The organism is Streptomyces umbrinus, assembly GCF_030817415.1.
In the GTDB taxonomy this organism is placed as follows: domain Bacteria; phylum Actinomycetota; class Actinomycetes; order Streptomycetales; family Streptomycetaceae; genus Streptomyces; species Streptomyces umbrinus_A.
This window is the reverse complement of record NZ_JAUSZI010000002.1, coordinates 7,776,673-7,803,090: the sequence shown is the minus strand read 5'-3', so window position 1 is coordinate 7,803,090 and position 26,418 is coordinate 7,776,673. Positions and strand designations below refer to the sequence as shown.

The window sequence follows — 26,418 nt, the reverse complement described above, 5'->3', positions numbered from 1 at the left end:
TACATCGCAGGAATCCAGCACATGTGCTGGGACTACGCACCAGTAGCCCGAATTGGCAGCTCCGTCAATGTTTCTCCCTCAGGATTGGCCTTTCCTGACAACCGGGACGCGTTCCAGCTCGATCCCGAACCGTTCCCGATACGCCTTCAACACCTCCTCGTCCGTGGCCAGATCCGACCCCTCCTTCCCTCCGTCGGGGTCCGTGACCGTGAGCGTGCGTCCGCTGAGCGTGATGCGCCCACCGTCCTCGGTGAGCCGCGAGCAGACGAGCGACTGCGTGAAGTGCGAGGCCGGCGAGGTGCTGTGCCACCAGGCCCCGGCCAGGCAGTCCCCGAGCACCCGCGGCCGGGTCTCCAGCCGGTACTGCGACCTGCCGTCCCGCACGACGTCCAGGTCCCCGAACCGCCTGTCGTTCCCTCGCACCCCCGCCGGATCCGCCCCGGCCACGATCACCCGGAACGTGCCGCCCGGATCCGTCTGCTCGCCCCGCTCCCCGTACGCCAGCGGATAGTGGCTGTTCGCCCCGAAACCGACGTCGACGAGCCAGTCGCCGCCGTCCACCGTCCGCACCCGCAGCGCGAGATGGTCGAACGGAACCCCCAGTCGCCCCTCCTCCCCGTACACGCGCGCCGCGAGCAAGGTCACATCGAAGCCCAGTGCCCCGAGCAACATCCCGAACGCCCCGTTCAGTTCGTAACAGAAACCGCCCCTCCGGGAACCCACCAGTTTGTCCAGCAGCCACTCCTCCTCCAGCACGATCTCCTCGCCGAGATGGATCGACAGGTTCTCGAACGGCACCGTCATCAGGTGTCGCAACTGGAGCTCACGCAGTACGTCGGCGGTGGGCCAGGCGGGGTGGGCGGCGCCGATACGGCGGAGGTAGGCATCAGCCTGTGCGGGTTTCATGTACTCAGTCTCCCGCCACCAGCAGGCGCTCACCGCCTCCTGCCACGGCGACCGCCCCGTCCTCGTCCGTACGCAGCACCCCCGCACCCCCGGCCCGCAGCGCCGCCACCGTGCTCGGCGCCGGGTGCCCGTACGGATTGTCGGCACCGCAGGAGATCAGGGCCAGGCGCGGCGACACCCGGCGTATGAGGTCCGGATCCTGATAGGCCGACCCGTGGTGGGCGACCTTGAGCACGTCCACGTTTCCCAGGCCGGCGCCCGCCGGTGATCTCAGCAGTGCCTGTTGCGCTGGTGGTTCGAGGTCTCCGAGCATCAGCAGCGTCAGGCCCGCCGACCGTACGAGCAGGGTGACGCTCGCGTCGTTCGGGCCCTCGGGTCGCGGGGCCCGCTCCGGTGGCGGCCACAGGACCTGCCAGTCGAGCGCACCCGTGCGACGCCGCTCCCCCGCCACCGCCCGCGTCACCGGGATCCGCCGGGCCGCCGCCTGCCGGTGGACGGACTCCGCCTGGTCCAGCGGCTCTTCGAAGCCCGTCGTCTCGATCGCGCCCACCGATCGCCCGCGCAGCACGCCCGGCAGCCCGGCGACATGGTCCGCGTGGAAGTGGGTCAGCACGACGAGCGGGATCCGTGTGATGCCGAGCGCTCGCAGGCACCGGTCGGCCAGCATCGGGTCCGGTCCCGCGTCGACCACGACACCGGTACCGTCGCCCGCCGCGAGCACCATCGCGTCGCCCTGTCCCACGTCACACATCGCGAACCGCCAGCCGGGCGGCGGCCACCCCGTGATCACCCGGGTGAGAGGAGGCGGCTGCACCATCACCAGCAGGAGCAGCACTCCGCAGGCCGCGCTGAGCCAGGGGTGTCTCAGGAGTCTGCGGCCGACCAGCACCACAACGGCGATCACCAGGGCCAGCAGCAGGGCGCCTGTCCAACTGCCCGGCCAGTCCACTCCTCCGCCCGGCAGCGCGGCCCCCGCGCGGGCGATGTCCGCGATCCATCCCGCGGGCCAACTCGCGCACCACGCCAGTGCCTTGGCGACGGGCATCGCCCAGGGAGCCGTGGCCAGGGTCGCGAAGCCCAGCACGGTGGCCGGCGCGACCGCGAACTCCACCAGCAGATTGCACGGCACCGCCACCAGGCTCACCCGGGCCGAGAGAACGGCGACCACCGGCGCACACACCGCCTGCGCGGCCCCCGCGGCCGCCAACGCCTCGGCCAGCCGGGGCGGCACCCCGCGCCTCCGCAGCGCGGAACTCCATCTCGGGGCCAGCGTGAGCAGGGCGCCGGTGGCGAGCACGGAGAGCAGGAACCCATAACTCCGCGCCAGCCAGGGGTCGTACAGCGCCAGCAGCAGAACCGCCGTGGCCAGCGCCGGGATCAGTGATCGGCGGCGGCCGGTCGCGATGGCCAGCAGCGCGATCGATCCGCAGGCCGCGGCCCGCAGCACGCTCGGGTCCGGCCGGCACACGATGACGAATCCGAGCGTGAGCGCTCCGCCGGCCAGGGCGGTCGCCCGCAGGGGGATGCCGAGGCGCGGTGCCAGTCCTCGGCGCTCCGCCTGCTGGGCGCGACCGGGTGGCCCGATGAGCAGGGCCAGCAGGATCGTGAAGTTGGCGCCGCTCACCGCAAGGATGTGGGTGAGATCCGTCGCCTTGAACGCCTCGTCCAGCTCCGGCGTGATCCGTGAGGTGTCCCCCACCACCAAGCCCGGCAACAGCGCCCGGGCGTCCGACTCCAGCCCGTCGGTCGCCGCCCGCAGCCCGCCTCGCAGCTCTCCGGCGAACCGCTGTGTGTCGGACGGCTGCCCGACCACTCGGGGCGGGCCGCTGCCGCGGACACGCAGCACCGCCGCGATCCGGTCACCGCCTCCGAGCGGGGGCACGACCCGTGCCGTCACACGCAGCCTCGTGGAGGGCAGGAGGGAGAGCCAGGGCGATCCCTGTCGCTCACGGGCCACCCGCGCACCCGCGTCCACGATCAGCAGCACCGGCGTTCGGGTTTCCACCACCGTCCCGTCCAGCTTCTCGACCTGCCTGACCTCAGCGTTGAGCAGGATGGCGGTCGGAGCCGCGTGATTGCCCTTGATCCGCGGACGCGTCAGCCGTGGATCCGAGGTGACCTCCACCTCTGCGGTCGCCTGGGCGTACTGCCGCGCCAGCTCGGGGACAGGGCCACGCCGCAGATCCGCGCCGTGCAGACCACCCGAGGCGGCCGCCGCCGCGACACAGAGCAACACGGCGGCAACGGAGACCTTCGGCCACGAACGCCATCGACCTCGCCGCGAACTGCCCTGCGGCACACCGCCTCGCTCCGGCTCCGGCTCCGGCTCCGGCTCCGGCTCCGGCTCCGGCTCCGGCTCCGGCTCCGGCTCCGGCTCCGGCTCCGGCCGATGATGCGGCCGCGGCTCACCGCTCGCGCGGCTTCGGCTGGTGGCCAACAACCCACCGGCCACGACGACGCAGACGATCACCACACCGGTGACCCAACCCGGCGGCGCGTCCAGCGCCAACGCTGCCGTCGCCCACGCCGCCAGTGCCGGCGGCACCAACCGCAGATCCGTCGGCGCCTCTTGGCGGGGATGGGCTGCACCGAGCGGATTGCCGGACGTGGCGTGCACGCCCGGGCGGCGGTCGTCGGATCGCAGAGAGCCGTTCTGCACGCCGGGCGCCGGTGAGGCCTGCCTCGCTCCCGGCCCCGGCCCCGGCCCCGGCCCCGGCCCCGGCCCCGGCGGACCGTGCGTCTCCGGGCCCCTCATGGCCGTACGAGATTCTGCAGATCGGCGAAACGGCGGTCGCCGATTCCGTTCACCTCACGGAGTTCGTCGACCGAGCGGAAGCCGCCGTGCTGAGTGCGGTAGTCGATGATGTGCTGGGCGAGTACGGGACCGACACCGGGCAAGGTGTCCAGTTGTTCCAGCGTGGCCGTGTTGAGGCCGACCGGAGCGGCGGCAGCCCCCGCGCCGGCTCCGCCGGAGCCCACGGCACCCGGACCTCCCGCCACACCCGGCCCGGCGACAGCCGGAGGCGCTCCGACGAACACCTGCTCACCGTCCACGAGCAGCCGCGCCCGGTTGAGTCCCTCGGTGTCCGTGCCGGGACGCACCCCGCCGGCCGCCCGGAGGGCATCGGCCACCCGAGAACCGGCCGGCAACCGCTGAATACCCGGCTCCCGCACCTTGCCGCTGACATCGACCACGATGACGGCACCAGCGCCAGCACCGACACTGGCCGCACCAGCCGTACCGGCCACGCCCACAGGATCCCGCGCGGCAGCGGACGATCCCGCCGCCGCCTCCTGCCCGCCCTCACCCTCTCCCCCGTACGAACCCGCGGCCCGCACCACTTCAGGTGCCCGCACCGGCTGGGTGCGCCCCGACCAGAAGTGCTGCGCGGCGAAGACCGCCGCGACCACGAGAACCACCGTGAGCGCGACCACGCTCCTCCGCTCCAGCCCGCACCTGGACTGCAGCCACAAGGGCATCCGCTCCCTGACGGCAAGCCCGGTCCGCTCCCGCCACACGGCCCCAGCTCCAGCCCCAGACCCGGCCGCAACCCCAGACCCAGTCTCGCCTTCAGAGCCAGCCTCGAACTCGGCCCCCGCCCGTCCCCGGCCCCCCGCCCGTGCATCGGTCTCAACACCGGCGACTACACCACCGCCGCCACGGCTCCACTCCTCCCGCCCCGACACCACCGGCGGACCGTGCCTCAACTCCCCGCGCACTCTCGTCCGTTCGGCGAAGAGTGTCTCCGCGCGCAGGCGCAGCGCCTCCGCGGAGGCCTCTCGGCGCCGGGACCTGCCGCGATGGCCGCGATGGCGATGACGGCGGTGTCGCATGCGGCTGTCGGAGACCGGGCCCCGTCCCGGCCCGCTGGTTGCTGTCGCTGTCCGTGAAGGTGATCGAAGTGCCATGCGACGAGAATCGGGCACAACCGCCGAACCGCGATGATCTTGCTCAGTTCCCGGGGATTACCGCCCAGTTGTGGATAACTCCGTCACCCACACGCGCCAGTCCACCCTCATCGAACCGAGGAGATCCGACTTCACCGAACCGAGGAGATCCGACCTCACCGAGGAGAAACGACCGCCCCGAGCAGCCCGGGCCCGGTGTGTGCCCCGATGACCGCCCCGACCTCGCTCACATGCAGATCGGCCAGCCCCGGCACCCGAACCCGCAGCCGCTCCGCGAGCGCCGCCGCCCGCTCGGGCGCGGCGAGATGGTGGACCGCGATGTCGACCTGCGCACTGCCAGCCCGCTCGGCCACAATCTCCTCCAGGCGGGCGATCGCCTTGCCCGCGGTCCGCACCTTTTCCAGGAGCTCGATGCGCCCGCCGTCCAGTTGCAGCAGCGGTTTCACGGCCAGCGCCGACCCGAGCAGCGCCTGCGCCGCCCCGATCCGGCCGCCCCGCCGCAGATAGTCGAGGGTGTCCACGTAGAAGTACGCGTACGTGCCCGCGGCCCGTTTCTCCGCCGCGGTGACCGCCTCGTCGACCGTGCCGCCCGCCTCGGCGGACTCGGCCGCGGCCAGTGCGCAGAAGCCGAGGGCCATGGCGACCATCCCTGTGTCCACCACCCGCACCGGCACCGACGCCTCGCGCGCGGCGAGGACAGCGGCGTCGTACGTTCCCGAGAACTCGGCTGACAGGTGCAGCGAGACGATGCCGGTCGCGCCGGACTCAGCGACCCTGCGGTAGGTCTCGGCGAACACCTCGGGGCTGGGCCGGGAGGTGGTGACGGACCGTCGCTTCTGCAGCGCCTGGGCCAGTGAACGGGCCGAGATCTCGGTGCCCTCTTCGAGTGCCTGGTCGCCGAGGACCACGGTCAGGGGCACCGCGGTGATGCCGTGGCGCTCCATCGTCCGTGGCGGCAGGTAGGCCGTTGAATCGGTGACGATCGCGACATGGCGGGACATGAGCTGGAGGTTACCTGTCAGTCAGCGTGGGCGGCAGTCCGCCCCCTCCCACCTGCGGTCGGGCAGGCGGGATCAAGTCGTGCTCTCGGGGCGGGGCTTCTTCTCCCAAGGGTAGGCCTGTCGCTGCACGGGCGGGTCGATCGCGGCCCGGGTGGGCTCCTCGGCCCTGCGCGACTCGGGGTTCTCCGGCCAGGTCTGCTGATCGGCGGGGACGGGCGGCGCCTCGGGCCACGAAGACGGAGGCGGCGTCTGTCCCGCAGCCGGCTCCGGCGTCCGTGTGGGCGCCGGACCGGGCACCCCCGCGGACGGACCCGGCATCCCTGCAGAGGAGCCGGGCGCCCCTGCGGACGGGCCGGGCCGCCCTGCGGAAGACGGATCCGATGACGTCCCCGAGGAAGCCGGCTCCGTCGTCCAGTGCCGCAGCGCGCCCGCCTCCATGTCGATCTGAGTGCTCAGCGAGTCCAGGTCGTCGTCACCGAAACGCTGGGCGCGGTCGCGGGCCGCCCAGCGCAGGGCGTCCGCGGACTTCGTTATCTGCTCCGTGCGCTCCCTCAGCGAGGGAAGGCGCTCGGTGAGGCGGTTCCTGTCCGGCTCGCGCTCCAGTCGCTTCAGCTCGCCGTCCAGCTCGTGGCCATGGGCGCTGAGCCGCTCGAAGAGTGCCAGGGACTCCTTCAGCGACTCGTCCTCCGTCACGCCCGCGTGCAGCGCGTCCTGGGTGGCGCGCATCGATGTGCGCAAGGAGAGGCGCAGTTGGGCGATCTCGCCCTGGGGGCCCGGCTGGGCGAAGGTCTTCGCCCTGAGCGTGGAGTCCTCCACCGTGCGGCGGGCCTGGGCGACCGTGCGGTCCACTCCGCGCTTGGCCGCGCCGACCACCTTCACCGTGGCATACGCCCCCAGCGCCACGAACAGCACGAAGATCAGCGCCACGATTGCGACCACGGCTTCCATGACGATCCTCTCGGGTGCTGCTTCCAGTGCCCGGCGGTGCCGGCCGGCTCTTCCACGGTAAACGGAAAAGGCAGGCCGAGGGTTCCAGCGGAACCCCCAACCTGCCCGTAGGGGACTACCCCGACAAGGGGAAGTACCCCCGGCCTACCCCCGGCCCGCTCTGGCCACCGTCTACGCGGGAACGATGTTCACCAGCTTCGGCGCCCGCACGATCACCTTGCGGATGCCCGCCCCGTCCAGCGCGGCGACCACCTTCTCGTCGCTCAGCGCCACCTTCTCCAGCTCCTCGTCCGAGATCGACGGGGAGACCTCCAGGCGCGCCTTGACCTTGCCCTTGATCTGCACGACGCAGGTCACGGTCTCGTCCACGACGTACGCCGGGTCGGCGACCGGGAAGTCCCGGTGCACGACGGAGTCGGTGTGGCCCAGCTTGCGCCACAGCTCCTCGGCGATGTGCGGGGCCAGCGGCGCGACCAGCAGCACCAGCGACTCGGCGACCGTGCGCGAGACCGGCCCTCCCACCTTGGTCAGGTGGTTGTTCAGCTCGGTGACCTTGGCGATGGCGGTGTTGAAGCGCATGCCCTCCAGGTCCTGCCGCACGCCGTCGATGGCCTTGTGCAGGGCGCGCAGCGCCTGCTCGTCCGGCTCGGTGTCGACGACGGTGACCTCACCGGTCGCCTCGTCGACGACGTTGCGCCACAGCCGCTGCAGCAGCCGGAACTGGCCCACCACCGCGCGCGTGTCCCACGGCCGCGACACGTCCAGGGGACCCATCGCCATCTCGTACAGACGCAGCGTGTCCGCGCCGTACTCGGCGCAGATCTCGTCCGGAGTGACCGCGTTCTTCAGGGACTTGCCCATCTTGCCCAGCAGCCGGGAGACCTTCTCGCCCTGGTGGTAGTACGCGCCGTCGCGCTCCTCCACCTCGGCGGCCGGTACGGCGATGCCACGGCTGTCGCGGTACACGTAGGCCTGGATCATGCCCTGGTTGAACAGCTTGTGGAACGGCTCGACCGAGGAGACGTGCCCCAGGTCGAACAGCACCTTGGACCAGAAGCGGGCGTACAGCAGGTGCAGTACGGCGTGCTCGGCGCCGCCGACGTACAGGTCGACGCCGCCGTGCGGCTGGCCCTCGCGCGGGCCCATCCAGTACTGCTCGATCTCCGGGTCGACCAGCTTCTCGGAGTTGTGCGGGTCCAGGTAGCGCAGCTCGTACCAGCAGGAACCGGCCCAGTTGGGCATGGTGTTGGTCTCGCGGCGGTACCTGCGCGGACCGCGGCCGTCGCCCAGGTCCAGCGTGACGTCGACCCAGTCCTCGTTGCGGGACAGCGGGGTCTCCGGGGACGTGTTCGCGTCGTCCGGGTCGAAGGTGCGCGGCGAGTAGTCCTCGACCTCGGGCAGTTCCAGGGGCAGCATCGACTCGGGCAGCGGGTGGGCGATGCCGTCCTCGTCGTAGACGATCGGGAAGGGCTCGCCCCAGTAGCGCTGGCGGCTGAACAGCCAGTCGCGCAGCCGGAAGTTGACGGTGCCGTGGCCGATGCCCTTGCGCTCCATCCACTCCGTGATGCGCGCCTTCGCGTCGGCGACGCCCATGCCGTCCAGCGAGATGTCGTCGTTGGCGGAGTTGATGATCTTCGCGTCGTACGCCCCGAAGGCGTTCTCCCACGTCGACGTGTCGGTGCCACGCCCGTCGGTCGGCTCGACGATGCAGTGGATCGGCAGCTCGAAGGCGCGCGCGAACTCGAAGTCGCGCTGGTCGCCCGCCGGTACGGCCATGATCGCGCCGGTGCCATAGCCCATCAGGACGTAGTCGGCGATGAAGACGGGGATCTGCTCGCCGTTGACCGGGTTGGTCGCGTACGCGCCGATGAAGACGCCGGTCTTGTCCTTGGCCTCGGCCTGCCGCTCCACGTCGGACTTGGAGGCGGCCTGCGCGCGGTAGGCGGCGACGGCCTCGGCGGGGGTGGCGTGCCCGCCCGTCCAGACGTCGTGGGTGCCCTCGGGCCAGCCGGCCGGGGTGAACTTCTCGACCAGCGGGTGTTCGGGCGCCAGGACCATGTAGCTCGCGCCGAACAGGGTGTCCGGGCGGGTGGTGAAGACCGTGATGGCCTCGCCGTCCACGGGGAAGTCGACACGGGCGCCCTCGGAGCGCCCGATCCAGTTGCGCTGCTGCAGCTTGATGGCCTCGGGCCAGTCCAGTGCGTCCAGGTCGTCCAGCAGCCGGTCGGCGTACGCGGTGATCCGCATGTTCCACTGGCGCAGCTTGGCCTTGAAGACGGGGAAGTTGCCGCGCTCGGAGCGGCCGTCGGCGGTGACCTCCTCGTTGGCCAGGACGGTGCCCAGCCCGGGGCACCAGTTGACGGGCGCGTCGGAGGCATACGCCAGGCGGTACTCGCTCAGGATGTCGGCGCGCTCGACGTCGGTCAGCTCGCTCCAGGAGCGTCCACCGGGTACCGCGCGCTCACCGATCTGGAACTGTGCGACCAGTTCGGCGATCGGGCGGGCCTTGTCGGCCTCGTCGTCGTACCAGGAGTTGAAGATCTGCAGGAAGATCCACTGGGTCCACTTGTAGTAGTCCGGGTCGATCGTCGCGAACGACCGGCGCTTGTCGTGGCCCAGGCCCAGCCGGCGCAGCTGGACCTTCATGTTCTCGATGTTGGCCTCGGTGGACACCCGCGGGTGCGTGCCGGTCTGCACGGCGTACTGCTCGGCGGGCAGGCCGAAGGCGTCGAAGCCCAGGGTGTGCAGGACGTTGTGGCCGGTCATGCGCTGATACCGGGCGAATACATCGGTGGCGATGTAGCCCAGGGGGTGACCGACGTGCAGGCCCGCACCGGAGGGGTACGGGAACATGTCCATGATGAACTTCTTGGGCTTGGCGACCAGCGAAGGGTCTCCGGCCAGGTCGCCCTTCGGGTTGGGCGCCTCGTACGTGCCGTCGGCGTCCCAGAAGTCCTGCCAGCGTGCCTCGATCTGCTCGGCCATGGCGGCCGTGTAGCGGTGCGGCGCGGCCACCTCGGAGGCGGCAGCGTTGTTCGTCTCGCTCATGATCCTCAAAGCTCCATCGATCGTCTCTGCCAGCGGCTCAGGAAATGAAAAAACCCCTCGCACAGGAGGGGGCGCCGCGCCGATGCCGGTCGCGGTTTTCCGGCGACCGGGATTGATCAGCGCGGCTCACTAAGCAGAAGGCGTACGGCACGCATGGCGTCAGGGTACCGCAGCGGCCGAGCGGGCCGCGACGCGCTTTCGGCTACGCTGCGGCACTGCGTGTCACGTCCGCGCCGGGTCGACAGAAGCTGAACGAAAGTCAAAAGTTACTTCGCGTAAGGGCCTCTAAGGGACATCACAACTCCCTCGCAGCCCTTTGATAACAGCGCAATAACTCAAACCTCGTACCCCTCGGTATGGCTCGACCTAGAGTGCGGCAGCGGGACCGCTTTCCCGAACTGTTCGGAGTTGCCCCCATGAACTCTCGCCGCAACAACAGCACGCTCACCCAGCCGAGCCGATCGGTCCGGGGCGGAGTGACGGCTGCCGCTTTGCTGCTGATACCCCTCGTCGTCGTGGTCGGAGGTGACGGATTCCGCGAATTCCTCAACTTCGGAGCGGGCGTCCTGTCGCTCGTGTCCCTCACCCTCTCGGTGCTGTGGGGGCTCGTCGCGACCGACCGGGTCTTCCTCAACACGCGCCAGAGGCTGATCGCCCAGGCCGTGCACAGGAGCACGGCGGTGGCCTCGGTCGGCTTCCTGCTGCTGCACATCTCGGTCAAGCTCGTGCTCGACCACACCTCGGCGATCGCGGTCGTGATCCCCTTCGGCCTCGGTGTCACCGGCACCGAGGGGCTCATCGGTTTCGGCACCCTGGCCGGCCTCCTGATGGTCGTCACGGCCCTCACCGGCGCGCTGCGCAGCGCCTTCTCGTCCCCCGTGCAGGTCGCCGGTCGCTGGCGCGCGCTGCACATGCTGGCCTACCCCGCCTGGTGCTCGGCCCTGATCCACGGCCTCTTCGCCGGGCGCGAGGCGAAGCCGGTCTTCGTGATCCTCTACAGCCTGGCCCTGGTCGCCGTCATGGGCGCGCTGCTCCTGCGGTCGGCGCCCCTGCCGTTCAAGCGGAAGGTCGCCAGGCGCGTCCTGTCCCTGCTCGACGGCGGCAACCGGTCCTACCGCGAAGAGCCCGGGACACGCCGTGCCGCCGACTCCTCGCTGCCCGGCGGTGGCGGTCGTCCAGGCTTCCCGGACATGGCGGTTCCCTCGCAGCGGACGTCGTCCCCGTCCGGGTCGTACGCGTCCCCGCAGCGCTCCGCCCTCCAGGACTCGGCGTCCTTCACGGACACCGGATCCCTCACGGACACCGGCGGCTTCGCGGCCGCGTACCGGGCCGTCAACACCCCCCGCGCGCAGGACCCGATGACGCCCGACCCCACCCAGCGCATGCAGGTTCCGATGGACATGCAGGCCACGGAGGCGATGCCGCGCGTCGACGGCAACACCGGGCCCCGCTGGCCGACCCCGTCCCCGCCGCTCTACGAGGCCCCGCCGCGCCCCGCCGGGACACCGACGTACGACACCGGGACGATCCCCACGTACGACGCGAACGGCGGGTACGACACCGGCGCCATTCCCACGTACGGCACAAGTGATGTGTACGACACCGGTGAGACGAACGACCCCCTCGGTACGTACAACCCGAACGACATGTACAACAGCGGTCCCGCCACTGAAACGCAGCCCGGTTCCTACGAGGCACCCAGCAACGGCGAACCCTGGAACGCGCCTTCCGGAGGCTTTTAGTGAACGAGGCCCTTCCCAACATCCCCGAAGTCCGAGTGGTGGGCCTTCCCCAGCTCACCTCCGGTTTCGATCTCGTCGAGAGACTCGACCTGCCCATGCACCTGAAGGTGCACGGGCCGCTCGAGCCGATGGGCGGTGAGCAGCTCGCGCAGCTCTCCGAGCGCATCAACCTGAAGGGCCGCGGCGGAGCGGGTTTCCCGTTCCACAAGAAACTGCGGTCGGTCGCCGAGGCGGCGATCCGCCGCGGTGTACGTCCGGTGGTCGTCGTCAACGGAAGCGAGGACGAACCCGCCTGCCGCAAGGACACGGTGATGATCAACCGTGCCCCGCACCTGATCCTGGACGGCGCCCTGCTGGTCGCCGAGGCGCTGGGCGCACGCACCCTGGTCGTCGGTGTGACCCGTGAGTCCACGCAGCGGTCGATGGAGGCGGCGCTCTCCGAGCGCGGGCTGACCAACCGCCGCGGAGCGACCATCCGCGCGCGCGTGCAGCGCAATCCGGTGCGCATGGTGACCGGAGCGGCGGCCTCGCTCGTCCGCTCCATCGACGGCGGTCCGGCGATCCCGCCCGGCCGCAAGACCAGCGCCTCGCAGAACGGTGTCGGCGGCGCGCCCACCCTGCTGTCGAACGCCGAGACGTTCGCCCAGCTGGCGATCGCCGCGCGCATCGGCGCCGAGCGCTACGGCAACACGGGCCTGTACGACGAGCCCGGCACGGTCATGCTCACGGTCTCAGGAGCGGTCGCCCGCCCGATGGTGATCGAGGCCCCCACGGGCGTACCGCTGCGGTACATCCTGCAGCTGGCCGGCGCCCCGCCGGTCCCGCAGGGCGTGCTGACCGGCGGGTACCACGGCAAGTGGCTGGACTCCGCGACGGTCAACGAGGCGATCGTCTCGCGCAACTCCCTGGACGCGGTGGGCGGTGCGCTCGGCGCGGGCGCGATCCTGCCGATCAGCACGGCGACCTGCCCGCTGGGCGAGTCGCTGCGGGTGGCGCAGTGGCTGGCGGAGGAGAGCGCGGGACAGTGCGGTCCCTGCTACCTCGGGCTGCCCGCCGCGGCGCGCGGCATGGAGGACATCCTCAACGGCGGCGGCCCGGCCGCCCTGGAGGCGCTCAAGCAGGTCGCCAACGCCGTGAAGCGGCGCGGCGCGTGCTCGCACCCGGACGGCTCCGCGATGTTCCTGGAGTCGACCATCAAGGCGTTCACGGACGACCTGGCCGCGCATGTCCTCGGCAACGGCTGCGGACGGCCCGTGGAGGGCGTTCTGCCGCTCTTCGAGGGCGGCCAGCAGCCCACCGGCATCCCGGGCGGCCAGGCGGAGCCTGAGCAGGGTCCCAGCCGCCAGAAGATCTACGTCGACTGGACGCTGTGCCGCGGACACGGTCTGTGCGCGGACATCCTCCCGGAGGTCTTCCAGCTGGGCGCCGACGGCTTCCCGACCGTCGCGCAGGCGGGGGTGCCCCGGTACGCGGAGGCGAAGGCGCTGCGTGCCGTACGCCGCTGCCCGGCGCTCGCGCTGCGCCTTGAGGAGGACACCCGCGGAGCGGCTCCCCGCCAGAACCTCCCCGCCGTACGCGAGGGCGGTGGCGGCGGACGCCGAGCCCTGGGCCGCGGACGCTGACCCACCGGCGGCCCGGGAGACCGGGCCGCCGAACCGCACGACAGCCGAACCGCACAACAAGAGACACAAGCAAGAGCCACAAGAGCGAGCCCATGCAAAAGGCGGGCCATCCTTTTCGGATGACCCGCCTTCATGTGCTGTGGAGCTAAGGAGATTTGAACTCCTGACCCCCTGCATGCCATGCAGGTGCTCTACCAACTGAGCTATAGCCCCTTGCGGTGTTCCACCGGACTTCCCCGGCGGCGACGCCAACATTACCGGTCCCCCGGTGCACCACCAAATCGTTTCCGGGGCGAACGGACAAGCCGGACAAGAGGGATGGCACGCCGGATAGCGTCCGCCTTCGTGGCCGTGATCGCGTTCCCTGGACCCGCTCGTCCTCCACACGCGCGTGGAGGACGTCTGGTGGGCCGCCTCGGCGTCCCTCACGGGCTTCCCGGGGTCCTGGGTCGCCGCGGCCCCGGAACCGCGCGGGAGGCGCGCCTGTGCCGTCGTCGCCTGCGCGGTGAAGGCGCTGAGGGGTTCGCTTTCGTGGTTGCCGGCCATGACCGGGGTCACCCTGTGGTGAAACCCCGGTCGGCGTCAGGCAGTGGCGAAGGAATAGAACCGTTTGAGCGTGCAGTGCTCGTCGAGGAGCCGGCCGTAGATCGGCTCGCCCTCCAGCTCGCGGTACGTCTCGATCGGGTCGCCTTTTATGATCAGCGCCCGGGCGCATTCCTCGCACCAGTACTGGTAGTCGTGGTTGACCGGCTCCATGTCGCGCACGATGGGCGTACCACTGCCGCACCAATCGCACTTGCGCCTGTGTGCACCCATCGATCAGCTCCCGCTGTGGCCGCAGGCCGTGCACACGTAGGAAATTCCGCCGCTGTCGCCGAGAAGCAGGGCGACGTGGGCCGAAACGCGGGAAGGGTGGTCGAGGCGGGTGATCCGGTCCCGTATCACCTCGGATCCGGGAAGGTCGCCGACCTCCCCGAGGATGCTCGCAGGCATCGCCACTCCCTCCCGTCGGGCCGCCCCTTCCGGCCGTTTGATTCTGCCACGGCCGGGCCAATACGGTCAGCGACGCCTTCGTACCAGTCCGGACACGGCACCCGTCGCGGCGGTCGCGGCCAGCGCGAACATGCAGACGAGAAGCGCGTCCGAAGAGGTATACGCCCCCGGGGCCCCAAGTGACTCAAGCCGATTCAAGAAGAGTGTGCCGAACATCGCGACACCGATCAGCTGACCGAGCTGGGTGACCGTGGCGAGCAGGCCGCTGGCGTCCGCCGCGTCCTCGGGGCGCACGGTGGCGAGCGCCCGCGTGAGAGTGGGACTGAAGCCGAGCGCGAGCCCGGTACCGACGCCGGCGAAGGCGACGTACAGCCAGAAGCCGGCCCCGTGGCCGTCCCGCAGCGCCAGGCCCACGCCCGCGACGGAGACCGCGGCGAGCGCGAACCCGGCCGGGATCAGGGCGCGTTGCCAGGAGGCGGGCCACCCGCGCCAGGTCAGCCCGACCAGCCCGAAGACCACCGCGGTCGGCGCGAAGGTGAGTCCCGCGCGCAGCGCGCTGAAGCCGAGGCCGCCCTGCACGTGCAGGGTCAGCGCGAACAGGAAGCCTCCGTTGACCGCCATCACGGCCATGATCCGGAAGACCGCGAGCCCCATGCCGGGGTGGCGCAGCACCCTGGGCGCGATCAGCGGGGTGCCGCCGCGCCGGGCGAGCCGGGACTCGTACGCGCAGAACAGGGCGAAGGCGATCGCGGCGGCCGCGAGCGACAGCCAGGACCACAGGGGCCAGTCCTCCTCCTGCCCGAGCACCAGCGGCACCGTGAGCAGCGACACGGCCGCGCCCAGGAGCACCAGGCCCGGCAGGTCGAGCCGGTGCGCGCGCTCCGGGGCGCGTGCGTCGTCACGCGGCAGGGCGCGCGCGCCGAGCGCCAGCAGTACGAGGCCCACGGGCACGTTCACCAGGAACACCGGGCGCCAGCCCGTGCCGAACAGGTCCGCGCTGACCAGGATCCCGCCGACCACCTGTCCGGCCGCGGCGCCGGTCGCGAGGACCGCCGCGTAGAGGCCGAGGGCCCTTCCCCGGGCCTCACCGGTGAAGTTCCGCTGGATGAGGCTGAGGACCTGCGGGATCATCACGGCCGAGCCGGCTCCCTGGATCAGCCGGAAGGCGATCAACTCGCCGGTTCCCTGGGCGAGTCCGCAGGCGAGCGAGGCCGCCGTGAACAGCGCGAGGCCGGCCAGATAGACGCGGCGGTGGCCGAGCAGGTCGCCCAGGCGGGCGCCGGTGATCAGCAGGACGGAGTACGTGATGGCGTATCCGGCGACCACCAGCTGCAATTCGGCGCCGGAGGCGTGGAGTTCGGCGCCGATGGTGGGGACCGCGACATTGACGATGAAGACATCGAGGAGCGCCATGAACTGGGCGGCGAGGACGATCGCGAGCAGTCGTCCGGGGCGATTGTCAGTGCCGGGAGTTTTACTTGTGGCAGGCCTTGGTCCGGAGCCGGATCCTGGTGCGGAGTCCGGGGCCGCGGGGGTTGTCGTCGTCATGGCATCGAGCCTGGGGGCGGGCGGGTACGGGTGTGGAGAGCCCGCCGATGCTGGTACTGACAGCACCTGGCAGGGACCGGGCCAGGGGTCGACGATGGGGGATGTGACGACGATGGCCACGACACAGCGGCGTCGGCCGGAGCTGGCCGCCTTCCTGCGGAGCAGGCGGGCACGGGTGACACCGGCCGATGTGGGGATGCCGCCGGGTCTGCGCCGCCGCACGCCCGGGCTGCGGCGCGAGGAGGTGGCGCAGCTGTCGGGGGTCGGCGTCACCTGGTACACGTGGCTGGAGCAGGGACGGCCGATCAATGCGTCACCGCAGGTGCTGGACGCCGTGGCGCGCACGCTGCGGCTCGACCAGCCGGAGCGCGAGCATCTCTACGACCTGGCGGAGGTCCCGTACACCCACGGCTTCGAGTCGACGACGCCGGCCCTGGGTCCGGCGGTCCAGGAGATCGTCGACGCCCTCGACCCGAGCCCGGCGGTGGTCTACAACGCGCGGTACGACATCCTCGCGACCAACCCGGCCTACCGGGACGTGTTCTTCGTGCCGGAGACGCTCCCCGCCGGCGGAGCCGTCCGTAACGCGCTGTGGACGCTGTTCACGGCCTCCGAGGAGGCCTGCCCGCTGGTGTTCCGGGAGAGCGAGCTGCCGGTGATGGTGGCGACGCTGCGGGCCGCGTACGGGAGACATGCCGGCGAGCCCGTGTGGGAGGACTTCATACGCAGGCTGTCGGAGGTCAGCGGACACTTCGCCCAGCTGTGGCGGAACGGGGACGTGGCGCCGCCGGGACCGCGCGTGAAGACGTTCCGGCACGTGGCGGTGGGCGAGTTGCGGATGACGTCGGTGTCGTTGTCGGTCGACGGGATGCCGGAGTGCCGGGTCGTGGTCTACCGGCCGGCCGACGAGGAGACGAGTGCGCGGGCGGCACGGCTGAGGGAGATCCGGCGGCAGCGGAGGGCACGAAGAATCCCGCCCCCTGATGGGAACGGGATCATCGATCTGGGGTGCTGATGTGTGGAGCTAAGGAGAATTGAACTCCTGACCTCCTGCATGCCATGCAGGCGCTCTACCAACTGAGCTATAGCCCCTTGCGGTGTCCGGCCCGGCTTCCCGGCGGCGGAACAAGAAGAACTTTAGCCTGCGACCAGCCGGAAAGTGAAATCCGGTCCCGCGGGGCATCGGAGGCCGGACGGAACACCCGGCGACGTGCCCCAGGAGTGCCCGGCGACGGCTCGCGCCGAACGCCACGAGCACCTCGCGAAGGAGCGGCCCGGCCGGAAGCCCGAGAGGCTGCCGGCGGAGCGCCTAGTCGTCGTCTCCCAGTACCGGCTCCGGCAGTGTCCCCGCGTTGTGTTCCAGCAGTCGCCAGCCGCGGGCGCCCTCGCCGAGGACGGACCAGCAGCAGTTGGAGAGGCCGCCGAGGCTCTCCCAGTGCTGGGACTCCAGGCCGAGGAGACGGCCGATGGTGGTGCGGATCGTGCCGCCGTGGCTGACGACCACGAGCGTGCCGTCGTCCGGAAGCTTGTCGGCGTGCCGGAGGACCACCGGGGCCGCGCGGTCGGCGACCTCGGACTCCAGTTCCCCGCCGCCCCGGCGCACCGGCTCGCCGCGCTTCCACGCCGCGTACTGGTCGCCGTGGCGCGCGATGATCTCCTCGTGCGTCAGGCCCTGCCAGACGCCCGCGTACGTCTCGCGCAGGCCCTCGTCGTGGGTGATGTCGAGGCCGGTGAGCTCGGACAGCTCGGCGGCCGTGTTCGCCGCCCGTTTCAGGTCCGAGGCGACGATCGCGTCGGGCTTCAGGGACGCGAGCAGCCGAGCGGCGCGGCGGGCCTGGCCCACGCCGGTCTCGGTGAGCTCGACGTCCGTCGTGCCCTGGAAGCGGCGCTCCACGTTCCACAACGTCTGGCCGTGGCGCCACAGGATGACGCGGCGCCCACGGCCCGCCTTCTTCCCGGCCTCGGACAGCGGCCTGCCGTCCGGCGCCGGATGCCCCGCCCCGGCGGTCACCGAAGCTCTCCGCGCAGCTCGGCGGCGTCCTCCGCGTCCTGGAGCTCGGCGTGCTCGGCGCCCTTGCCGCGCGTGGCCTTCGCGTCCGCGGGCAGGTCCAGCTCGGGGCAGTCCTTCCAGAGCCGCTCCAGCGCGTAGAACACCCGCTCCTCGCTGTGCTGGACGTGCACCACGATGTCGACGTAGTCGAGCAGGATCCAGCGGGCGTCGCGGTCGCCCTCGCGGCGCACCGGCTTCGTGCCGAGCTCCTTGTTCAGCCGCTCCTCGATCTCGTCGACGATCGACTTGACCTGGCGGTCGTTGGGCGCGGAGGCCAGCAGGAAGGCGTCCGTGATCGACAGCACGTCGCTGACGTCGTACGCGATGATGTCGTGCGCGAGCTTGTCGGCGGCCGCCTGCGCGGCGGTGGTGATGAGCTCGAGAGAGCGGTCAGTGGCGGTCACTACAAGGCTTTCCGTAGACGGTCAGGAGTCCCCGAGGGGTTGGGGCCTGTGCGGCGGATCAGGCCGGAGACGCGGGGTCTGGCACGCGCGTCCGCGCTTGCCGGACGCCATCGCACTCCTCCGGCCTGCTCCGCCGGGCAGGCCCTGCCCCAAGGGTCTCACGGACCGCCGACAGCGCCCCACGCGATTGACCGATCGCGCCGCGGGCGCTGCCCGGGCCTCCGGACCGCACCCGGGCACGCCCGGCGCCTGTACGAGGTGTCCGCGCCGGATGCCTGCACCGGCGCCCGCACCGAGTGCCGCACCGGTATCCGCACCGGTATCCGCACCGAGTGCCCGACTCGCCACGCGGTCCCGGCACCCCCACAGGCACCGCCCGACACACGCCCCGTCAGCCGCCCGACGAACCCGCCGAGCCGCCCACCTTGTAGTCCTGGCCGAGTACGACCGACACATCCGCGTTCGACGTGGTCTTGCCCTTCTTCACAGAACTCGTCGGCAGGCCGAGCGTCTTGGCGACCTCCACCGCGTCGTCCTTCTTCGCGGCGTCGGCGTATGTGATCTGGGACACGGCCTGGGCGACATCGGTCTCGCCGCCGTCGACGAAGGTGTAGCCGCCGTTCAGCAGGACGACCCGGGCCTGTTCGGTGGCGTCCTTGTCGCCCGTCGAGTTACGGATGCCGACCTGGACGGCCGCGCCCTTCTCGGGGCTCTTCGCGGCACCGCCGAGCACGTCCTTGACCACGCTGTCACTGGCCTGCGGGCTGAGCCTGCCGTCCGTCTGGACCGGCAGCAGCGCCGTCTTGTAGTCGCCGCCCTTGGCGCGGTCGGCGAGCTTGGCCAGGAACGCGCCCAGGTCCTTGTCGCTCAGCGAGGGGTCGAGGATCTGCGCCAGCGACTGCACGGTGGTCGTCGCGGCCTCCGGGTCCGACGACAGCTTGCGCAGCACTCCCTGCATGACCTGGCCGAACCGCTCCAGCTGGGCGTTCTGCGACTCCCCCGAGGCGCGGTACGTGGCGTACGCGACGGCCATCTTGCCGCTCAGCGTCTGCTGCTCGCCCTTCTTGACGAGGGGCGCCTCGCCCTTCTTCTTCGCGTCCGGGTCCGGCACGTCCACGTTGGTGTCGATGTCGATGTTGCCGACGAGTTCGACGAGGTTGTTGAGGTACGGGGTGTCGAGGCGCCAGGTGCCCTCGACGTCGGTCCCGAGCACGGTGTCGATCTCGTCGCGCGTCCCCGAGGACCCGTCGTCGTCGACCGACTTGGCGAGCGTGGTCGTGGTGCCGTTGTCGTCCGTCAGGGCAAGGGAGTTGGGCAGCAGGACGGTGGTGCCCTGCTTTGTGGTGGTGTTGTTCACGAGCAGCGCCGTCGCCGTGCCGCCGCCCTTGGTGTTGTGCAGGTGGACGATGATCACGTCGCGGTTCTGGGCGCCGCCGGCGGTGGTCGTCCCGGAGGCCGACTCGGAGGACGTGCCCGGCAGCCTGCCGTCGTACCAGAGGTAGCCGACCCCGCCGACCACGACCAGCGCGAGCACCACGACCACGGCGACGACACGGCCGCGCGCCCGGCGCTTGGCCTCCTCGCGCCGCTCGGTGCGGTTCTCGGTGAACTTCAGCCAGTCGATGACGTCTTCGGACTCCTCGGGCTGCTCCTCCACGAAGGCGAACTGCTCGGTCCGGTAGTCGCGTTCGCCCTGCGGCCCGTCGCCTTGGCGCCCGTCGCCCTGCCGCCCGTCCTCCGGCGGCTCCTGGGACTCCGGGGACTGCGTGGGGCGCGCCTGCTGCGGGATGTAGGCGGTCTGCTCCGCGACATGGGCGTGGGCCTGCTGCTGACCGGTGTCATAGGGCGCCACAGGTTGCTGCTGACCCGTGTCATACGACACCACGGGCGACGCCTGCTGCCCCTGCTGGCCCGTCGCGTACGGGTCGTACCCGTACCCCTGCCCGTATCCCTGACCCTGCTGGTCCTGGTGGCCTTGCTGCCCCTGGTACGCCTGCTGCCCTTGCTGTCCTTGCCCGTACCCCTGCCCCCCGTAGGGGTCGTACGAGCCGTACTCCTGCTGGGCCTGAGGGGCCCCCGGAGTGTGGGGAGTCTGGGAAGGTGACGGCACCTGCCGGTACACAGGCTGCCCGAACTCGTCGTAGCCGACGAGCTCGTACTGGTCGCCCCCGTACCCAGCGTCGTATCGGTCGTTCACCGGTGCCCCTCTCGGCTCACTCGCCGCGGTACAGCTCTCGCTTGTCGATGTAGCGCACCACACCGTCCGGCACCAGATACCAGACCGGGTCGCCCTTCGCGACCCTCGCACGGCAGTCTGTGGACGAGATGGCGAGCGCGGGGACCTCGACGAGCGAGACACCGCCCTCCGGCAGACCGGTGTCGGTCAGTATGTGGCCGGGCCGGGTGACCCCGATGAAGTGCGCGAGGGAGAACAGCTCGTCGGCGTCGCGCCAGGTGAGGATCTGGCCGAGCGCGTCCGCGCCGGTGATGAAGAAGAGGTCCGCGTCGGGGTTGAGCACCCGGAGGTCGCGCAGGGTGTCCGTGGTGTAGGTCGGGCCGCCGCGGTCGATGTCGATGCGGCTCACGGAGAACTGCGGGTTCTCGGCGGTCGCGATGACCGTCATCAGATAGCGGTCCTCGGCCGGGGAGACCTTGCGGTCGGTCTTCTGCCACGGCTGTCCGGTCGGCACGAACACCACCTCGTCGAGGTGGAACTGCGCGGCGACCTCACTGGCCGCCACGAGGTGCCCGTGGTGGATCGGGTCAAACGTTCCGCCCATGACGCCGAGGCGGCGCTTTCCCGGGTTCGACGGGCCGTTTCCCGGGCCGCGCCGTGCGCTCCGCGCCGTGCCGCCCGCCGGACCGGTAGGCATGTCCTGCTCTCCCATGCGTGCAGACCCTACCGGCCCCGACGACGGGTCCGGTCGCGCGGGCGTCAGCGGTCCCGGTTGAAGCGGGTGGTGATCCACAGGAGCAGCATCAGGATGAAGAAGGCCCCGCCGCCGGTCAGATAGGGGCTGAGGCTCTCGTGGTTGCCGCCGTGCTCCTCGCCCTCGGCGGCAAGTGTGACCAACTGGGCAGCGGTGCTGTGGAAGCTCATCTTCGGCAGGACCTATCCGGTGTGGGCGGGATGCGGGATAAAGACTTCCGCACATCGTAAGCGGGGGCTGTCGCCGGTATCACTCCGACTCCGCCGTCAGAATCGCCCGGCGTCCGCCGAGAGATCCTTCCCCCCTTCTCAACCGTCCGGAACCTTCCGTGGGTCTAAGTGGTCGGGAACCTTCCGCCCGGCCTCACTCGTCCCGTTTGTAGCCGCGCAGAAGGAACCAGGCAGTCAGCACACAGCCGACGACCATCACGATCAGCACGACACGGAGGAGATTCCCCGCCCCTTGCTGTTGGGCGGCGCTCGCGGCCTCGGTGAGCCAGGGCTCGGGGAGATGCTCCATGACGTACGACTCCTTCGCTGTACTGCCCGTCCACGGTATCTCCGCCTAGGCTGGGCCCCGCCTTGGGGGCACAGAAGGCAATCAAACGCATGGGGGACCACATGCCAGAAGAAAGCCACGAGAACGTACCGAGCAGGCAGCGCCGGCGCTTCGAGGGGATCTCCTCCCGGGCGTACGAACACCCGGCGGACCGTTCGGCCCTGGTCGCCCTGCGCAAGCTCAGCGGCTTCGACACCGTTTTCAAGGCGCTCAGCGGCCTGCTCCCGGAGCGCAGTCTGAGGCTGCTGTTCCTGTCGGACTCCGTGCGCGTCTCGGACGCCCAGTTCGCGCACCTGAACGTCATGCTGCGCGACGCCTGTTACATCCTGGACCTGGAGAAGGTCCCGCCGATGTACGTCAACCAGGACCCGCAGCCGAACGCGATGTGCATCGGCCTGGACGAGCCGATCATCGTCGTCACCACCGGCCTCGTGGAGCTGCTCGACGAGGAGGAGATGCGGGCGGTCATAGGCCACGAGGTGGGCCACGCCCTGTCCGGCCACTCCGTCTACCGCACGATCCTGCTCTTCCTGACCAGCCTCGCCCTGCGGGTGGCGTGGATCCCGCTGGGCAACCTCGCGATCATGGCGATCGTGACCGCCCTGCGCGAGTGGTTCCGCAAGTCCGAGCTGTCCGCGGACCGCGCCGGTCTCCTGGTCGGCCAGGACCTGAAGGCCTCGATGCGCGGCCTGATGAAGATCGCGGGCGGCAACCACCTGCACGAGATGAACGTGGACGCGTTCCTCGCCCAGGCCGAGGAGTACGAGGCCGGGGGCGACCTCCGCGACTCGGTGCTCAAGATCCTCAACGTCATGCCCCGCTCCCACCCCTTCACCACGGTCCGGGCGGCCGAGCTGAAGAAGTGGGCCGAGTCCCGCGACTACCAGCGGATCATGGACGGCCACTACCCCCGCCGGGACGAGGACGGGGACACCTCGGTCACGGACTCCTTCCGCCAGTCGGCCGCGAGCTACGCGACCGACGTCAAGAACTCGAAGGACCCGCTGATGAAGCTGGTCAGCGACATCGCGGGCGGCGCGGGCGACCTCGGCGGCCGGGTCCGGCGCGGCTTCGGCGGCTTCGCCACCGGCAGCGGGGGCTCTAGCAGCAGCTCCCCTCAGGACCAGCCGCCCACCGACGGCCCGGACGACGAAAGCCCCAACGGAAGCAACGGCAGGCCCTGAGCGCGGGAAGCGCCCTGAGCCCGGGCTCTCCACGGCCCCGGAAGGCCGGGACCGGCCCGAGCCCGGGCGCGCCGCGATCCCGGCCCTCGGAAGACCCGGAGCCACAGCCGGCCCGGAGCCGGAAGGCGGGGCCGGAGCCATACAGCCCAGGGCCCGAACCACGGCTCGTGCCCCGAACCACGGCTCGGGGCACGGCGGCTCAGGCAGCCAGTCGGGACGCGGCGGCCCAGCCAGTCAGTCCGGACCCGCGGCGGCCCAGGCAGCCAGAAGGCCCAGGGGCCGAACTACAGCTTCGGCTGGGCGCTCGCCGCCAGTGACCCGCACAGCGACGTCGCGCTGCCTGTCGCATACGGGTCGGTGCCGGCCGGGCCGCCCGCCCTGGCCGTCTCGCCCGCGAGCAGCGGCCGCAGATGGTTCGTCGCGTCCTCGGCGCAGGCCAGCGGCCCGGCCTGGACGTACGAGACGACCAGCTCGGTCTGGTGCATGCGCAGGTCGTCGCGGTCGAACCGGAAGTGCAGCTCGCGTCGCACGGTGAACAGCGAGGCCTTGGCCTTCTCGTCCGAGCCGGTCGGCCGCAGGGCGTAGACGAAGGTGTGGTCGGCGCTGACCTCAAGGGTGTCGGAGTCGGTCTCGGCGGCCGACAGCGTGCCCTGCACCCGGATCTTGCTGTCGGCCAGCTCCGCCTGGTTGGGATCGAAGCGAACCAGCCAGCCGGTGGGCGCGTGCCGCCCGTCCGCGGTGGGCCGCTCGAAGCTCTGGTCGAACTGGTCGAGCTGCTGCGGGTCGAGCCGTATCCGCACGGAGCGGGTGGCGCCGCCGGTGAGGACGTCAGGATCGAGCGAGGACTCGACGAGGTAGTCCTTCGCCGTGGTCAGCGCGGTGACGACCTGGCTGTCGGAGAAGTGGGCGGTGCGCCGGGAGGCGGGCAGCGTGATGCCCTCGGCGCCGATGCGGAACTGATCGGCCGGGCTGTGCGCGTACAGCGACGCGATGTCGGTGGAGCCGGGCACCGCGCTCTGCGGCGCGAGCGGTATCACGGTCATCCGCAGCGGCTCGGGGTTCTTCGCGGCGGGCGTCTGGTACGGATGACGTACGCCCATGTAGATCGCGGTGCCGAAGGCCACGGCGATCAGCAGGACGAGGATCAGCGCCTGCCGGGACAGGCCACGGCGCATCTGCGGGCGGCGGCGGACGGCCGGGGCATGATCGCCGATCCGCTCCTGCGCGGAGAACTCCTGGAGGCGGGCAGCACGGACGAACGACTCGTCGAAGACGACGGATCGATACTCTTCCTCGCCACCACCAGGAGCACCCTCGGGGGTCCCCTCAGGTGGGTCTCCAGGTCCGCCCATACATTCAGAGTAGGTCGCAGGGACCTCAGGTAAACGCCCTGGTACACGACAAGTTCTGACAGGACCTCACGGAAGCCCTACGGCGTGCGCGGCACCGCCGAGACGGCTGGCTGGGAATAGTCGGCCGAGGCCGAGGGACCCACTCCGCTTCCCTGTTCGAGGCCTGTGGACGCGGGCGGCGGGACCTGGTCCCGGCTGCCCGAGGAAGCTCCCCGGTAGACCGCCGTGAAAGCGAGCGCGACCATGCCGATCCCCATCACGAGGGCGAGCATCCAGGCGACGGGACGGTGCCAGCGGGCCTGCTTCCCGTACGTCCCAGGATGGCCGTAGCCGCCGTGCAGGACGTCTCGGTCGTCGAGGTCGTCCAGATCCGGGTCGTGGCCGAAATCGCCACGTCCGTCGGGTCCGAATCCGTCGTCGAAGAGCTCGTCGTCGCCGCGTACCCCCCGGGGGTGTGTCCGGCGGGCTTCGGCCTCGGAGGCCTCGGCTCTCGCCTGGGCAGCGGCCAGGAGGCGCTCTACCGCGGTCGGTTCGTGAACCGTTGCCGCCCGCACAAAGGCCTCGTCGAAGACCACGGAGGCGAACTCTTCGTCCGCACCCCCGCGGTCGCGGTCGTCGTCGGGCTCCCAGCCGTCAGGGAACGGCGTGCCCCCCACGTCCTCCGGCACGGATCCAGAGTAGACCGGGGTGGTCAATTTGGGCAGACGGCAAGGAAATTCATCCGCCTGGCGAGACGCTTTCCGTGGGAGGCCCCAAACACTCCGTGCGGGGATTTCTCGGCGAGTTCCCCGAGTGCCCCTCGGCACGTCCCGGAGAGACCCCTGGACGCGCCCCAGGGGCCGCCCCGGGGAGCCGTCCCGGAGCCCCTTCGGTGAGTCCTCAGGGAGCCGGCGGCCCGCTCAGCGGCGGATGTGCCCGTCGCCGGTGACGATGTACTTCGTGCTCGTCAGCTCCGGCAGCCCCATCGGCCCCCGCGCGTGCAGCTTCTGCGTGGAGATCCCGATCTCGGCGCCGAAGCCGAACTGGCCGCCGTCGGTGAAGCGCGTGGACGCGTTCACGGCGACCGTCGTGGAGTCGACCAACTGGGTGAACCGGCGGGCCGCCTGCTGCGAGGTGGTGACGATCGCCTCGGTGTGCCCGGAGCTCCAGAGCCGGATGTGCGCCACGGCCTTGTCGAGCGAGTCGACGACGGCCGCGGCGATGTCGTACGACAGGTACTCGGTGTCCCAGTCCTCGGTCGTGGCCTCGACGACGGTGGCCCTGGAGTCCTTGGCGTACGCGAGGACGCGCTCGTCGGCGTGCACCGTGACCCCGGCGTCCGCGAGGGCGTCCAGGGCGCGCGGCAGGAACTCGGGCGCGATGTCCTGGTGGACGAGGAGCGTCTCGGCGGCGTTGCAGACGCTGGGCCGCTGCGCCTTGGAGTTGATCAGGATGTCGATCGCCATGTCGAGGTCGGCCTGCGCGTCGACGTAGACGTGGCAGTTGCCGGTGCCGGTCTCGATGACCGGGACGATGGACTCCTGGACGACCGTCTGGATCAGGGAGGCACCACCGCGCGGGATGAGCACGTCGACGAGACCGCGGGCGCGCATCAGCTCCCGTACGGACTCCCGGCCCTCGCCCGGCACGAGCTGGACGGCGTCGGCGGGCAGGCCCGAGCCGCCCACCGCGTCGCGCAGGACCCGTACGAGGGCGGTGTTGGACTCGTACGCGGAGGACGAGCCGCGCAGCAGCACCGCGTTGCCGGACTTCAGACAGAGGGCGGCCGCGTCGACGGTCACGTTCGGGCGGGCCTCGTAGATGATCCCGACCACGCCGAGCGGGACGCGGACCTGGCGCAGGTCGATGCCGTTCGGCAGGGTCGAGCCGCGGACGACCTCGCCGACCGGGTCGGGCAGCGCCACCACGTCGCGTACGTCCGAGGCGATCGCGCGGATCCGCTCGGGGGTGAGCGTCAGCCGGTCGATGACCGACTCGCTGGTGCCGGCCTCACGGGCGCGCTCGACGTCCTTGGCGTTGGCCTCGACGATCTCGCTCGTACGGACCTCCAGCGCGTCCGCGATCGCGAGCAACGCGTCGTCCTTCTCGGCCCGCGGGAGCGGGGCGAGGTCGGCGGCGGCGCCCTTGGCACGGTAGGCGGCCTGGGTGACCGGGGACATCGAGTCGTACGGCGAGAGCGTGGTCATATCCCGCAGGGTAGTGCGCCCGCGAGAGGTGTTCAGC

The 26,418-nt window shown here is 71.0% G+C and carries 22 protein-coding genes and 2 tRNA genes; 4 read left to right on the top strand and 20 right to left on the bottom strand.

Going from position 1 to position 26,418, the window contains the following annotated elements; translation table 11 throughout:
* Positions 1 to 78: 78 nt before the first annotated feature.
* From QF035_RS34470 to leuS, 6 genes are all read right to left on the bottom strand, one after another.
* Complete coding sequence (locus QF035_RS34470; protein ID WP_307524489.1) at positions 79 to 906, bottom strand: arylamine N-acetyltransferase family protein; 828 nt, start codon at positions 904 to 906, stop codon at positions 79 to 81.
* A gap of 4 nt (positions 907 to 910) precedes the next feature.
* Complete coding sequence (locus QF035_RS34465) at positions 911 to 3,523, bottom strand: ComEC/Rec2 family competence protein (RefSeq protein ID WP_373467005.1); 2,613 nt, start codon at positions 3,521 to 3,523, stop codon at positions 911 to 913.
* Positions 3,524 to 3,657: 134 nt separating this feature from the next.
* Entirely contained in the window at positions 3,658 to 4,815 is a 1,158-nt protein-coding gene (locus QF035_RS34460) for a ComEA family DNA-binding protein (RefSeq protein ID WP_307524486.1), read from the bottom strand.
* Positions 4,816 to 4,970: 155 nt separating this feature from the next.
* Positions 4,971 to 5,816, bottom strand: a complete 846-nt coding sequence (locus QF035_RS34455; RefSeq protein WP_307524484.1) for a DegV family protein — start codon at positions 5,814 to 5,816, stop codon at positions 4,971 to 4,973.
* 72 nt (positions 5,817 to 5,888) lie between these two features.
* Positions 5,889 to 6,764, bottom strand: a complete 876-nt coding sequence (locus tag QF035_RS34450; protein WP_307524482.1) for a hypothetical protein — start codon at positions 6,762 to 6,764, stop codon at positions 5,889 to 5,891.
* Positions 6,765 to 6,935: 171 nt separating this feature from the next.
* On the bottom strand, positions 6,936 to 9,812 hold the full coding sequence (gene leuS, locus QF035_RS34445; protein WP_307524480.1) for a leucine--tRNA ligase: 2,877 nt from the start codon (positions 9,810 to 9,812) through the stop codon (positions 6,936 to 6,938).
* Between the two features lie 416 nt (positions 9,813 to 10,228).
* On the opposite strand from leuS, the gene QF035_RS34440 reads away from it, so the two are divergent.
* The gene (locus QF035_RS34440; RefSeq protein ID WP_307524479.1) at positions 10,229 to 11,554 is read left to right on the top strand and encodes a cytochrome b/b6 domain-containing protein; all 1,326 of its coding nucleotides are present in this window, start codon (positions 10,229 to 10,231) and stop codon (positions 11,552 to 11,554) included.
* Positions 11,554 to 13,176, top strand: a complete 1,623-nt coding sequence (locus tag QF035_RS34435; protein ID WP_307524477.1) for an NADH-quinone oxidoreductase subunit NuoF family protein — start codon at positions 11,554 to 11,556, stop codon at positions 13,174 to 13,176. Before QF035_RS34440 ends, QF035_RS34435 begins: the two co-directional genes overlap by 1 nt.
* 140 nt (positions 13,177 to 13,316) lie before the next feature.
* Here the strand turns inward: QF035_RS34435 and QF035_RS34430 are convergent.
* The 4 genes from QF035_RS34430 to QF035_RS34415 all read right to left on the bottom strand — a co-directional run bounded on the left by QF035_RS34430 (position 13,317) and on the right by QF035_RS34415 (position 15,717).
* Positions 13,317 to 13,389: transfer RNA gene (locus QF035_RS34430), tRNA-Ala, on the bottom strand.
* Between the two features lie 369 nt (positions 13,390 to 13,758).
* The gene (locus tag QF035_RS34425) at positions 13,759 to 13,992 is read right to left on the bottom strand and encodes a hypothetical protein (RefSeq protein ID WP_010986886.1); all 234 of its coding nucleotides are present in this window, start codon (positions 13,990 to 13,992) and stop codon (positions 13,759 to 13,761) included.
* Between the two features lie 3 nt (positions 13,993 to 13,995).
* Positions 13,996 to 14,169: a hypothetical protein gene (locus QF035_RS34420; protein WP_307524475.1), complete on the bottom strand. Its 174-nt coding sequence runs from the start codon at positions 14,167 to 14,169 to the stop codon at positions 13,996 to 13,998.
* A 66-nt stretch (positions 14,170 to 14,235) separates the two neighbouring features.
* The gene (locus QF035_RS34415; protein ID WP_307524473.1) at positions 14,236 to 15,717 is read right to left on the bottom strand and encodes an MFS transporter; all 1,482 of its coding nucleotides are present in this window, start codon (positions 15,715 to 15,717) and stop codon (positions 14,236 to 14,238) included.
* Between the two features lie 94 nt (positions 15,718 to 15,811).
* Between QF035_RS34415 and QF035_RS34410 the strand changes: the two genes are divergently transcribed.
* Entirely contained in the window at positions 15,812 to 16,732 is a 921-nt protein-coding gene (locus QF035_RS34410; RefSeq protein ID WP_307524471.1) for a helix-turn-helix transcriptional regulator, read from the top strand.
* A gap of 4 nt (positions 16,733 to 16,736) precedes the next feature.
* Here QF035_RS34410 and QF035_RS34405 read toward each other — a convergent pair.
* The 7 genes from QF035_RS34405 to QF035_RS34375 form a co-directional block, all read right to left on the bottom strand.
* Positions 16,737 to 16,809: transfer RNA gene (locus QF035_RS34405), tRNA-Ala, on the bottom strand.
* Between the two features lie 217 nt (positions 16,810 to 17,026).
* Positions 17,027 to 17,686: a histidine phosphatase family protein gene (locus tag QF035_RS34400; protein ID WP_307531643.1), complete on the bottom strand. Its 660-nt coding sequence runs from the start codon at positions 17,684 to 17,686 to the stop codon at positions 17,027 to 17,029.
* Positions 17,687 to 17,724: 38 nt separating this feature from the next.
* Positions 17,725 to 18,171, bottom strand: a complete 447-nt coding sequence (gene rsfS / locus QF035_RS34395; RefSeq protein ID WP_269648559.1) for a ribosome silencing factor — start codon at positions 18,169 to 18,171, stop codon at positions 17,725 to 17,727.
* A gap of 391 nt (positions 18,172 to 18,562) precedes the next feature.
* Positions 18,563 to 20,368, bottom strand: coding sequence for an LCP family protein (locus tag QF035_RS34390; RefSeq protein ID WP_307524468.1), 1,806 nt, complete (start codon positions 20,366 to 20,368; stop codon positions 18,563 to 18,565).
* A gap of 16 nt (positions 20,369 to 20,384) precedes the next feature.
* Positions 20,385 to 21,059, bottom strand: a complete 675-nt coding sequence (nadD, locus tag QF035_RS34385) for a nicotinate-nucleotide adenylyltransferase (protein ID WP_307524466.1) — start codon at positions 21,057 to 21,059, stop codon at positions 20,385 to 20,387.
* A 47-nt stretch (positions 21,060 to 21,106) separates the two neighbouring features.
* Positions 21,107 to 21,271 carry a hypothetical protein gene (locus QF035_RS34380; protein ID WP_198655517.1) on the bottom strand — a complete coding sequence of 55 codons (165 nt, stop codon included), beginning with the start codon at positions 21,269 to 21,271 and terminating at the stop codon, positions 21,107 to 21,109.
* Positions 21,272 to 21,464: 193 nt separating this feature from the next.
* Entirely contained in the window at positions 21,465 to 21,620 is a 156-nt protein-coding gene (locus QF035_RS34375; protein ID WP_186000991.1) for a hypothetical protein, read from the bottom strand.
* A gap of 101 nt (positions 21,621 to 21,721) precedes the next feature.
* Here QF035_RS34375 and QF035_RS34370 point away from each other — a divergent pair, with 101 nt between their 5' ends.
* Positions 21,722 to 22,843 carry a M48 family metallopeptidase gene (locus tag QF035_RS34370; protein ID WP_373466778.1) on the top strand — a complete coding sequence of 374 codons (1,122 nt, stop codon included), beginning with the start codon at positions 21,722 to 21,724 and terminating at the stop codon, positions 22,841 to 22,843.
* A 284-nt stretch (positions 22,844 to 23,127) separates the two neighbouring features.
* Here QF035_RS34370 and QF035_RS34365 read toward each other — a convergent pair whose 3' ends face one another.
* The 3 genes from QF035_RS34365 to QF035_RS34355 form a co-directional block, all read right to left on the bottom strand.
* Positions 23,128 to 24,195, bottom strand: a complete 1,068-nt coding sequence (locus tag QF035_RS34365; RefSeq protein WP_307524461.1) for an SCO2583 family membrane protein — start codon at positions 24,193 to 24,195, stop codon at positions 23,128 to 23,130.
* A gap of 77 nt (positions 24,196 to 24,272) precedes the next feature.
* Positions 24,273 to 24,863 carry an SCO2584 family spore wall biosynthesis protein gene (locus QF035_RS34360; RefSeq protein ID WP_443744738.1) on the bottom strand — a complete coding sequence of 197 codons (591 nt, stop codon included), beginning with the start codon at positions 24,861 to 24,863 and terminating at the stop codon, positions 24,273 to 24,275.
* Positions 24,864 to 25,094: 231 nt separating this feature from the next.
* Positions 25,095 to 26,381 (bottom strand): glutamate-5-semialdehyde dehydrogenase, encoded by a 1,287-nt coding sequence (locus QF035_RS34355; RefSeq protein WP_189837874.1) that lies wholly within the window; start codon positions 26,379 to 26,381, stop codon positions 25,095 to 25,097.
* Positions 26,382 to 26,418: the final 37 nt, after the last annotated feature.

Excerpts from the sequence above, each read along its gene's own strand:
- QF035_RS34450 (WP_307524482.1), bottom strand. The coding sequence starts at position 6,764 with ATGGAAGCCGTGGTCGCAATCGTGGCGCTGATCTTCGTGCTGTTCGTG.
- QF035_RS34425 (WP_010986886.1), bottom strand. The coding sequence starts at position 13,992 with ATGGGTGCACACAGGCGCAAGTGCGATTGGTGCGGCAGTGGTACGCCC.
- QF035_RS34380 (WP_198655517.1), bottom strand. The coding sequence starts at position 21,271 with ATGAGCTTCCACAGCACCGCTGCCCAGTTGGTCACACTTGCCGCCGAG.
- QF035_RS34460 (WP_307524486.1), bottom strand. The coding sequence starts at position 4,815 with ATGGCACTTCGATCACCTTCACGGACAGCGACAGCAACCAGCGGGCCG.
- QF035_RS34410 (WP_307524471.1), top strand. The coding sequence starts at position 15,812 with ATGGGGGATGTGACGACGATGGCCACGACACAGCGGCGTCGGCCGGAG.
- QF035_RS34355 (WP_189837874.1), bottom strand. The coding sequence starts at position 26,381 with ATGACCACGCTCTCGCCGTACGACTCGATGTCCCCGGTCACCCAGGCC.
- QF035_RS34440 (WP_307524479.1), top strand. The coding sequence starts at position 10,229 with ATGAACTCTCGCCGCAACAACAGCACGCTCACCCAGCCGAGCCGATCG.
- QF035_RS34455 (WP_307524484.1), bottom strand. The coding sequence starts at position 5,816 with ATGTCCCGCCATGTCGCGATCGTCACCGATTCAACGGCCTACCTGCCG.
- nadD (WP_307524466.1), bottom strand. The coding sequence starts at position 21,059 with ATGGGAGAGCAGGACATGCCTACCGGTCCGGCGGGCGGCACGGCGCGG.
- QF035_RS34470 (WP_307524489.1), bottom strand. The coding sequence starts at position 906 with ATGAAACCCGCACAGGCTGATGCCTACCTCCGCCGTATCGGCGCCGCC.
- QF035_RS34370 (WP_373466778.1), top strand. The coding sequence starts at position 21,722 with ATGCCAGAAGAAAGCCACGAGAACGTACCGAGCAGGCAGCGCCGGCGC.
- QF035_RS34415 (WP_307524473.1), bottom strand. The coding sequence starts at position 15,717 with ATGACGACGACAACCCCCGCGGCCCCGGACTCCGCACCAGGATCCGGC.
- QF035_RS34375 (WP_186000991.1), bottom strand. The coding sequence starts at position 21,620 with ATGGAGCATCTCCCCGAGCCCTGGCTCACCGAGGCCGCGAGCGCCGCC.
- QF035_RS34365 (WP_307524461.1), bottom strand. The coding sequence starts at position 24,195 with ATGGGCGGACCTGGAGACCCACCTGAGGGGACCCCCGAGGGTGCTCCT.
- leuS (WP_307524480.1), bottom strand. The coding sequence starts at position 9,812 with ATGAGCGAGACGAACAACGCTGCCGCCTCCGAGGTGGCCGCGCCGCAC.
- QF035_RS34420 (WP_307524475.1), bottom strand. The coding sequence starts at position 14,169 with ATGCCTGCGAGCATCCTCGGGGAGGTCGGCGACCTTCCCGGATCCGAG.